Origin of the sequence: uncultured Megasphaera sp., from assembly GCF_958350005.1 — a bacterium.
GTDB lineage: Bacteria > Bacillota > Negativicutes > Veillonellales > Megasphaeraceae > Megasphaera.
Map to the genome: position 1 here is coordinate 1 of NZ_CATWFF010000079.1, position 9541 is coordinate 9541.

Annotated in this window: 11 protein-coding genes; all 11 read right to left on the reverse strand. The window is 52.7% G+C overall.

Annotation, left to right across the window (positions count from 1 at the left end):
* Window positions 1-62 precede the first annotated feature (62 nt).
* Window positions 63-653, reverse strand: a complete 591-nt coding sequence (locus Q3886_RS05970) for a nucleotidyltransferase family protein (protein WP_301860287.1) — start codon at window positions 651-653, stop codon at window positions 63-65.
* On the reverse strand, window positions 653-1399 hold the full coding sequence (yqeC, locus tag Q3886_RS05975) for a selenium cofactor biosynthesis protein YqeC (RefSeq protein ID WP_301860288.1): 747 nt from the start codon (window positions 1397-1399) through the stop codon (window positions 653-655). The genes Q3886_RS05970 and yqeC overlap by 1 nt, the downstream gene beginning before the upstream one ends.
* A complete protein-coding gene (locus tag Q3886_RS05980; protein ID WP_301860289.1) occupies window positions 1374-2474 on the reverse strand; it encodes an XdhC family protein in 1101 nt (366 codons plus the stop codon). The genes yqeC and Q3886_RS05980 overlap by 26 nt, the downstream gene beginning before the upstream one ends.
* A 22-nt stretch (window positions 2475-2496) precedes the next feature.
* A complete protein-coding gene (locus Q3886_RS05985; RefSeq protein ID WP_301860290.1) occupies window positions 2497-3534 on the reverse strand; it encodes a sulfate/molybdate ABC transporter ATP-binding protein in 1038 nt (345 codons plus the stop codon).
* Window positions 3525-4202 (reverse strand): molybdate ABC transporter permease subunit, encoded by a 678-nt coding sequence (gene modB, locus Q3886_RS05990; RefSeq protein ID WP_301860291.1) that lies wholly within the window; start codon window positions 4200-4202, stop codon window positions 3525-3527. Before modB ends, Q3886_RS05985 begins: the two co-directional genes overlap by 10 nt.
* A gap of 9 nt (window positions 4203-4211) precedes the next feature.
* Window positions 4212-5048: a molybdate ABC transporter substrate-binding protein gene (modA, locus tag Q3886_RS05995; RefSeq protein WP_301860292.1), complete on the reverse strand. Its 837-nt coding sequence runs from the start codon at window positions 5046-5048 to the stop codon at window positions 4212-4214.
* 6 nt (window positions 5049-5054) lie between these two features.
* A complete protein-coding gene (locus Q3886_RS06000; protein WP_301860293.1) occupies window positions 5055-6008 on the reverse strand; it encodes an MOSC domain-containing protein in 954 nt (317 codons plus the stop codon).
* A gap of 26 nt (window positions 6009-6034) precedes the next feature.
* Window positions 6035-7000, reverse strand: a complete 966-nt coding sequence (gene moaA / locus Q3886_RS06005; RefSeq protein WP_301860295.1) for a GTP 3',8-cyclase MoaA — start codon at window positions 6998-7000, stop codon at window positions 6035-6037.
* Window positions 6997-7494, reverse strand: a complete 498-nt coding sequence (moaC, locus tag Q3886_RS06010; protein ID WP_301860296.1) for a cyclic pyranopterin monophosphate synthase MoaC — start codon at window positions 7492-7494, stop codon at window positions 6997-6999. Before moaC ends, moaA begins: the two co-directional genes overlap by 4 nt.
* Window positions 7495-7503: 9 nt before the next feature.
* Window positions 7504-8523 (reverse strand): molybdopterin-binding protein, encoded by a 1020-nt coding sequence (locus Q3886_RS06015; RefSeq protein WP_301860298.1) that lies wholly within the window; start codon window positions 8521-8523, stop codon window positions 7504-7506.
* Window positions 8524-8622: 99 nt separating this feature from the next.
* Window positions 8623-9462 carry a selenium-dependent molybdenum cofactor biosynthesis protein YqeB gene (gene yqeB / locus Q3886_RS06020; protein WP_301860299.1) on the reverse strand — a complete coding sequence of 280 codons (840 nt, stop codon included), beginning with the start codon at window positions 9460-9462 and terminating at the stop codon, window positions 8623-8625.
* Window positions 9463-9541: the final 79 nt, after the last annotated feature.

Sequence of the window (9541 nt, forward strand, 5' to 3'; positions counted from 1 at the left end):
TTTTGGAACTTTTATTTAATAATTCACAGCATACTATGCTGTCAGAACGGAGCGAAACACTGTCAAAAGGGCAGATAGTGTTGAAGCTGATGCAGCGTTTCCTGCGTATCTACGTCTATCAGCTCCTGCCGCGGCGGCTCATATATCCACAAATTCTTCCCCTGCGCACGAAGTATGTGCCTTCCTCCCACATCGCCGTGCAGCTGCAGAAGTTCACAGCAATGAACAGCCGAAAAAACAGCAGGGCTCATCAGATGCCGTCCATCAGTCATGGCACCGGCCGACTTGCCGGAAGCGGCAAATCCCTGCAAAAACGAATGAATACTGTCATACTGCAGCAGCGGCTGATCGGCCGGAAAAAAAGCATAGGCATCGGCCTGTCCGACATACTGTACGCCAAGGCGGACAGAAGCGGCCATTCCTTCATCAGCCTGTTCATTGTATACGGCATGGCCGCCTTGGCTGTTACAATACATTAAAATCTCGGGATATGCCGTCACAGCGAGCAGCCTGTACCCAAACGCCGCCTGAAGGCGCTGCAGTTTCGTCCAGCCATACTGATATAATGGCCGGCCGCCAACAGAACAGAGAAGTTTATTGCTGCCAAAACGGCGGCCTTTTCCTGATGCCAGGTAAACAAGGGCTATATCCATTACGGTTCCCGCCTTTCTGCAGCATACGACGTAATCAGGCCGCATGAAATGTCAAGGAACGCAAAGATACGCCGGGCAGCAGCAATCCGTTCTGCCGTATCTGCCTGCTGCAGTACAGGTACGACCGGTACAGACGGATACCTGGTATACAGGACTTGCAGACACTGTCCATAAAAAATCCGGGCAAACAGAGCTTCGGTCAGCACCGCATCAGGCGGCAGTCCGGTCAGGGCATAGCGAAAGCAGCCGTCTTTCACCGCCTGTCCAAGGGCACACAACCCGGCCAGGCAGTATATCTGCACCGTATCTGGCGGCACAACCGGCTCGTGACAGGCCATGGCCTTGAGCGGAAGGCGCTTCGATCCATCGCCTTCTATCAGCACGACGTCAGCCAGCGGGCCGGCAAGGCGGTATAGCCGATCACCAATATACGAGATTTTTCCTGCAGATCCCAGCGTTCCTGCCACGGCAATACCCTCCTTTTGCAGCTGCCGTTCCACATCCTCCAGAGAACCAGAATATACACCCCACCGCTTCGGCGCCTGCATATGCGTCGTCGTGAGGATCAGAACACGCCGTCCCTGATCGGCCAGAAACTGAGCCAGTGCATACAGACTCGTCGTCTTGCCGCCGGCACCGGTAAATGTCAGAACCGTCGGCTTTGGGGCCTGAGCAGCTGCAGAACCGTCCCAAATAGCAGGCACAGGCTTCAGTATGCCCTTACGGTATGCGAACAGCTGGTGCATCAGCAGCCCTCCAGCGCCGGGCATCTGCCTTTTCACGGTCTTCCCGCCGGGCCCGGACAGCAATCAGTTCCGCAGCAATACTGACAGCAATTTCTTCCGGCGTTGCCGCTGAAATAGGCAGACCAATGGGAGCATGGCACTGATCGATTTCCTGCGGCGAAAATCCATCAGCTTCCAGCTTTTTCCGGACAAAAGCCAGTTTCGTCCGGCTGCCGATGACGCCTACATACCAGGGATGACAGGGAAGAACCTGGCGCTGTACTTCATAGTCTCCTACATGGCCCCGGGTCATAATACAGACATAATCATCAGCTGTAACCTCCAGTTCTGCAGGAAGGCATGTTAAATCAGCAACAATCGTCTGGTCAGCTTCGGGAAAGCGGTCAGCGTTGGCAAACTCCTGACGGTCATCTACAACAGTACAGGAAAATCCCAGATTCACAAGAAGGGGTACCAGGGCCAGGGCTACATGGCCGCCGCCAAAGACGATAACCTTACCGGGATAGGCCAGAGGCTCGCAGTACCACAGGCATCCCGGTTCCTTTCTGAAACCGCTGCCGCCAGTCAGTGAAGACGGCAGCTGCGCAGCAGCCTGGCAAAAAGATGGATCAGCACCATTACTTCCACAGGCCGAAATACCATTGCCAACAACGGCCATCATCCATTGTGCCGTATCTGTCACCTTTAGTACGAACCAGCTTTGCTGCCGCTCCTTGCGGAGGCTGCATATACGGTGCAGGCAGGAAACAAGATTTGGAATCTGCCGTGACAGATACTGACAGAACACCGTCGTAGTACCGCCGCAGACAGCGCCAATACTGGCGGCATCATCGGGGCGCAGCACATACGTTACGATGCGGGACTGTTTTTCCAGCAGAACCTGCCGGCTTTCTGCACAGGCTTTATATTCGCCAATGCCTCCGCCAATCGTCCCCGCCGTCGTACCATCGGCAAATACGAGAGCATGACTTCCTTCACGGCGCGGCGCTGATCCCTGACTATGCAGAATCGTCAGCAGAACAGCTTCTCGTCCCTGTTTCAGTTCCTGATACAGCCGTTGAAATATATCCACCATATGATGCGATCTCCTCTCTATATTACCGATACAGCAGCAGCACATCTTCAGGGCAGACGCCAAAATGATTCTCGCCAGGATTGCCGGCCCCCTTGGCAAGCTGACGGAACAGCGGCGCAGAAACGCTGTCCTGCCGACAAAAGCGAAAACAAATGCGCCACGAAAAAGGCTGTTCCACACATTCCAGAATCGTTACAGTACAGCGATTTTCCGCTATACCATCATCAAAGGAATGATCCCGTATGCCGACGGCACACACCGTATCGCCTACATCCTGGCCGACAGTCAGGGTAATCCCCCACGCCGGCACGCAGACCTGACGGCGGCCCCGTTTCACAGCAGCGGCTATGTTGCGGCATCCCGTCAGCCTGGCCGCAGCCTGCGTCTGCGGCTGTGCAAACACACTGGCCGTCGGCCCCATGACTTCCACCTGGCCCTGGTTCAGGATGGCAAGGGACGAACATAATTCATAGGCCTCTGCAGGATTGTGCGTCACAAGGATGACGTCTTTGGGAAACTGACGCAGCAAAGTCCGCATTTCCTCCATAACCTGTCGCTTCAAATAACTGTCCAGGGCGCTGAACGGTTCATCCAGCATCAACAGTTCCGGTTCATTCACCAGAATGCGGGCCAGAGCTACGCGCTGCTGCTGGCCGCCTGATAACTCGCCGGGCTTCTGCTGCTCCAGGCCATCCAGCTGCAGGCGCGCCATCATGGTGCGGACACGCTGCTGGCGCTCCCTTTTTGTCCTGCCATGCCGAACTGCACAGAATATATTCTGTTCTACTGTCATATTGGGGAATAAGGCATAATGCTGAAATAAATATCCTGCCCGCCGCTCCTGTACAGGCAGGTCTATCTTGCCCTGACCGTCAAAGAACACGTGCCCGCCTACTTCAATATATCCGTCATCAGGCCGTTCAATACCGGCAATACACTGAAGAGTCTTGCTCTTGCCGCATCCCGACGGGCCTAAAATGCCCAGTACGCCCTGACTGCGCCATGCTGCATGGAGCTGAAAGTTTCCTAATCGCTTTTGTATCTGTACATTCATCGCCATTGCTGCACCTTCTGTCGACGCCGCCGGTCCATCATATTGACAATCAGCAATACAACGGCGCTGATAGCAATATTAACCAGGACCCATATAAAGGCGTGATATTCATCATTAGTTCGCCACAACTGATATACCGTTGTAGAAATAGTCGCCGTATGCTTGGGTATATAGCCAATGAGCATACTCGTTGCGCCGTACTCGCCAAGCGCCCGGGCAAAGGCCAGGACGACGCCGGCAATGATGCCCTGCTTGCAGCAGGGCATGCGGATACGCCAGAAAATGAACGTATCAGACAGCCCCAGTGTGCGGGCACTCCAGGCCAGGGTTTCATCAAAACTTTCAAAAGCACCGCGAGCCGTCCGGTACATGAGCGGAAAAGCTACGACTACAGACGCAGCTACGCCGCCATACCAGGTCATGACAAATTGGATTCCCTGGTTCTGCAAAAACATTCCTACAGGATGGCGCAGTCCAAAAAGAACCAGCAAAATCCAGCCGCAGACCGTAGGCGGCAGCACCAAAGGAAGGGTCAGCACAACGTCCAGCAGGCCTTTGAGCAGTTTGGGAGCTTTGGCCACATAATAGGCAGCAGCAATGCCGATGAAAAATACGATAATACAGGAAATGGCTGCAATGCGCAGACTATTCCATAAAGGATACCAGTCCATCATGGCATGCCGTTATGAAACCCGGCTGAAGCCAACGCTCTCAAATACGGCCATAGCCTCATCGCCCTGCAGGTACTGAAGAAAGGCCCGGGCTTCTTCTGGATGTCTGCTGTTTTTCAAAAGGGCTGCCGGATAGATGACCTGGCCGCACATATCCGGCGTTGCCTGATCCAGCGGCGTTAACTTGGCGCTGAACGCATCGGTGCAGTAAATAACGCCGCAGTCTGCACTGCCTTCACGGACCTGGGTCGTAACTTCTTTGACATTGGACCCGTACGTAATATTGCCATGCTGCGCAGCACTTTGTTCATCTACGCCATAAAAGGACAAAATTTTCTGCGTATACTGGCCGACAGGCACATCGCTGTTGCCCATAACCAGCCGGACAGATCCGTTTGTCAGCTGCTGAGCCATATCACGGAAATTCTGTATCTGTTTGGGATTGCCTTCCGGTGCAACCAGTACGACCTTGTTTTCCAGTAAGTTAACGCGTGTACTGCTGTCAATAAAATCTAGCTGATCAGGGTTCGCCTGCTGTGATTTTGTTTTGTCAAGCTGATTCATTTGCTTCTGTGCCGCTGAAATGAACAGATCACAGTCAGCACCATTTTGAATCTGCTTTTTCAGCGTTCCTGACGAATCAAAATTAAAAACCAACTCTACATCAGGATGTTCCTGTTCATAGGTCTTGGCAATCTGCGACAGTGTTTCCGTCATACTGGCCGCTGCAAAAACAGTCACTTTCGTCTTGGCTGCTGTTTTTTCTTCTGCCCTATTTCCGCTGCATCCGGCCAATGCGACAGTACATACCATAGCTGCCATACCAATAATCAACTGTTTCCATTTCATGCCGCATCATATCTCCTTATGTTCCACTGCATACGCCACCTCATTCGGCATCATCCCACAGTCGCCGGCATCACCGCGGAGGACATCGAGGCCGTGAGAAAGAACAGACATAAATACATCCATACATTCTTCACAGGCTTTGGGACTGCCTGGCAAATTGATAATTACCGTTCGCCCCCGAATGACGCTGACAGCCCGGGACAACATGGCCCGCCTGGTAATCGTCATGGAAGCAGCCCGCATAGCCTCGGCAATTCCCGGCACGAGCCGCGTAGCCACGGCCAGCGTCGCTTCCGGAGTTACATCGCGGAGGCTGAATCCCGTGCCGCCAGTCGTCAAAATCAGATCTACCTGCTCCTGATCAGCCAAGCGGCACAGTTCCGTTTTCAGCGGTTCTTCACCATCAGGAAGGAGCAGCGTTTCCACTACAGTATACCCGGCCTGCTCCAGCCGGCGGACAACGGTCGGTCCGCTCGTATCTGCCCGTTCATGCCGGCTGCCTTTATCAGATAAAGTAATAACGGCTGCCTTATAAGGGTGCACGTTTCCCGTTTCAAGGATATGCGCAGCGTCGCCAGGCCGTACGGCACCGCCGTGAATAACCCTGGCAAATACGCCGCTGCGCGGCATAATGCAGTCGCCGACAATGGACCGAATAGCACAGGACTGATGACATTCCTTACCAATCTGCGTAATTTCCAGTACGGCTGCGCCACACTGCAGCTTCGTGCCAACAGGCAGGGCCGCTGCATCGATGCCCTGAAGGACCAGGTTTTCACCAAAATCACCATATTGTACATCTACTCCATAGTCCCTGCGAAAGGCTTCAATCGTTTCAGCTGCCAATATACTGATCTGGCGGTGCCAGCGGCCGCCGTGAGCATCGCCTTCCAGGCCCCAGTTCTCCAGAAATTGGCCCACTGAAACAGGATGCTTAGCCGTTCCTTTTTGAGGACTCACACATATTGCTTCAACTCGCCCCATCATTATCCCCCAATCACATTCATTCCCCGCCGTTCCGTCACGCTGGCAGGTGCGGAAAAACAATGACCTTTCGGCTTGTTCCGTGCAGCCTGGCAGAACGCCGCATCCAGCTGCTGCCCTTCTTCCCTTCCAGCTGCCAGAAGAGGACGTAAATCAATACCTTCACCATAACATAAGCAAGGCTTCAAAAATCCTAGGCTTGTCAGGCGCATGCGGTTGCAGGAAGGGCAAAAGGAATGGCTGTTGGCACTGATGAAGCCAATGCGCCCTTGAAGCACAGCACTCCGGTAATACACTGCCGGACCATGACCACGACATTCATGGGAAAGCGTCAAATCACTGTAAACCTGCCTCAGCTGCTGCAGCACTTCATCCTGCGTATTTCCGGAATACCCTGCCCCTTTGCCAATAGGCATGAGTTCAATAAAGCGAAGGTCTACAGGGAAATTCTCTGCCAGCCTGGCCAGAGGCAGTACTTGCGAACAGGTCTCAGTCAATAGTACGGCATTTACTTTTGTCGAGATCCCTGAAACAGCAGACTGTCTGATGGCTTTCAGGACTGTATGCAGATGCGCTCCGCCTGTAAGCCAGGAAAACTGTCTTTCATCCAGCGTATCCAGGCTGATATTAATGCCGTCAATGCCGATATGCTGCAGCTCCGGCAAATAGGAAGGAAGGAGAATTCCATTAGTCGTAATAGTCACCGACTCAACATGAGCCATCTGTTTCAGCCGACGCAGAAAAGACAAAATCCCAGGCCGCAGAAGGGGCTCTCCTCCAGTTACCTTGAAATACCGTATTCCCTGCCGTACAGCGGCCTGGCAAATCGTCAGCAGTGCTTCGTAGGACAGAGGCATCTCCGGCAAGGTCCTATCCTGCGGCGACCGGCAATAGCGGCAGCACAGATTGCAGTTTTCTGTCACTGATATGCGCAGATACGAAATGGTTCTGCCAAATGAATCAATCACGTTGTTCTGTCCTTTTCATCATAAAAGAAATCGCCGCTTTTACCGCCCCGTTTTTCCAGTACATGAACGGCCCCAATACACATGGTCCGGTCAATAGCCTTACACATGTCGTAAATCGTCAGCAGTGCAATGGATGCCCCGGTCAGCGCTTCCATTTCCACCCCTGTTTGACCGGTACAGCGCACCGTACAGATTGCTTCTATCTCATGGTCTTCCTCATGAAACGTAAAATCAATGCCGCACTTGGTTATATTCAGTACATGGCACAGCGGAATGAGCTGACTCGTCTGCTTAACCGCCATAATTCCGCCAATGCGGGCCGTCCCCAGAACATCGCCCTTCGCCACGTCTCCGTGAACGACGGCATCATAACATTCCCGGCTCATAGAAATGCGGCCCGATGCAGCAGCCGTACGCACTGTATCCTGCTTCTGGCTTACATCTACCATGATGGCCTGGCCCTTCTCATCGATATGCGTAAATGATGGATTCATCTTATCCTCCTACTTGCCAAATCCACAATTAGGGAACGTACATTCAGGACAGTTCAGGCACAGTCCTCCTTCGCCCATCCTCGACAGATCCTGGGCCGTAATGTCGATGCCAGCTGCCAGAGACGGCAAAACCAGGTCGAAAATAGTCCGTTTTGCATACATGACACAGCCAGGCAGACCAATAATGGGCCGGCCATCAGAACTATAGGATAGTAAAAACATGGCTCCCGGCAATACAGGCGCACCATACGACACCATGCGGGCACCGGTCTTCCTAATAGCCAGCGGCGTCTGATCATCGGGGTCGACACTCATGCCTCCCGTACAGATAACCATATCTGCATTCTCACGCAGCATATCCTGAATCGTCTCTGTAATAACCGCCGGGTCATCAGGCAACGTGCGGTGCCAGGCCATGGTGATGCCAAATGCTTTCAGCTTGTCTTCAATAACCGGTGTAAACGTATCGGCAATACGGCCATGAAACACTTCATTTCCCGTCGTAACCACACCAACCCGTTCCATCGTAAAAGGCACAACGTGAAAAATGGGAGACTTTCCTACAGCCTGTACGGCACCTTCCATGGCAGTCTTTTCAATGACCAGAGGGATAATGCGCATGCCTGCCAGGACATCGCCCTTATGTACCGGGAAGCCGCCATGCCGGGATGCTGCCATCATGCGGCCCAGGGAATTAAGCTTCTGCAGCCGTTCCCGATCCACTGTAAGTACGCCGTCGCAATCGGCAATCAGCTCGATCTTGCCTTCTTTCGCTTCACTGGCATGCATATTTTCGCCCATACATATTTTCTGCAGCACCAGAGCAGCGTCATTTTCGTGAAGCATGGATGCATCAGCTTCCCAAATGTATACGTGCTCTTTGCCTACAGACAGCAGCACAGGAATATCTTCCTGCCGAATAACATGGCCCTTGCGGAATACGGGACCTTTAGAGACACCGCGAATAATTTGCGTAATATCATGACATAGTACACAGCCGACAGCATCAGTGGTCTTGATTTTTTTCATAGTCTTTCTCCTTTCCTGCACTAATACGGCAGCATACACGTATAGTTGCACCTTATTATACAGGAAAACGGGCCGTCATGCTACACGATTCATGGGAGATCAGTGATTTTCCAGGCAGAACAATGCCGTGACTACGGACCCGCCGAGACAGCGGGCCTTATCCGAAATAGTGAAACAATTTGCAAGCTGATCTCGTCGGGGATCAATATCGGCAATCTTAAAGCCTTTCGTAACTGCATAGGCATTTCGTATCATTCCCCGGATCAGTCCGGACAGAGAACTGCGCACGACAGCCCGGCAAACAGCGGATGATACGTCCCCGTCCTGCATAGGTCTGTCCAAAATGACGCCAATACCCTGCCCTTTTTCTGTCATGCAGCCAATACGATTGATGCCATAAAAATAGCCTTCTGCCGGACTGTGAATTACTCGTTCCGCACTATAGCCGCCAACAATACCTGGAATACCCGTATTCGGCAGTGCCTGGCCGCTCCATATAATGCGGCCTAAATCGTGGCCCCGCATGGTTTCGATGACAGCATTTACGTCCTGACCGGCCGTAAATCCCGGCCCTAATGCAATGGTATGTCTGGCCATGGAACGCATGGTTCCCATATTTCGCTTGGCCAAAATAGCATCGACAACAGCCCACGGCTTCAGCTTCGCAATAGCCGCTCCCTGTGGATCCACAAGAACTGGGACTTCCCCGTTCTGCCAGACCATATATATATCCTGGATCTGGGAACACAGACGTGCCTTTATATCCTCTACTGAAGCTGTGCCATCATATACAGCTTCTGACAGAGCTACTTGTCGGCGAATTGCAGAAGGATGGAGAGTTTCCAAAACAAGAACAGAAAATCCTGCCCGTACTAACGCCTGAATCGTCCCTGTTGCAATATCTCCGCCACCGCGGACAATGACTAAATTTTTCTGCATGTTCCCTCTCCTCCTGGCGTACACAAAAAAAGAACGCATACGTGATGTATACGTTCTTTTGCTGAATCAGCGGCTTCCT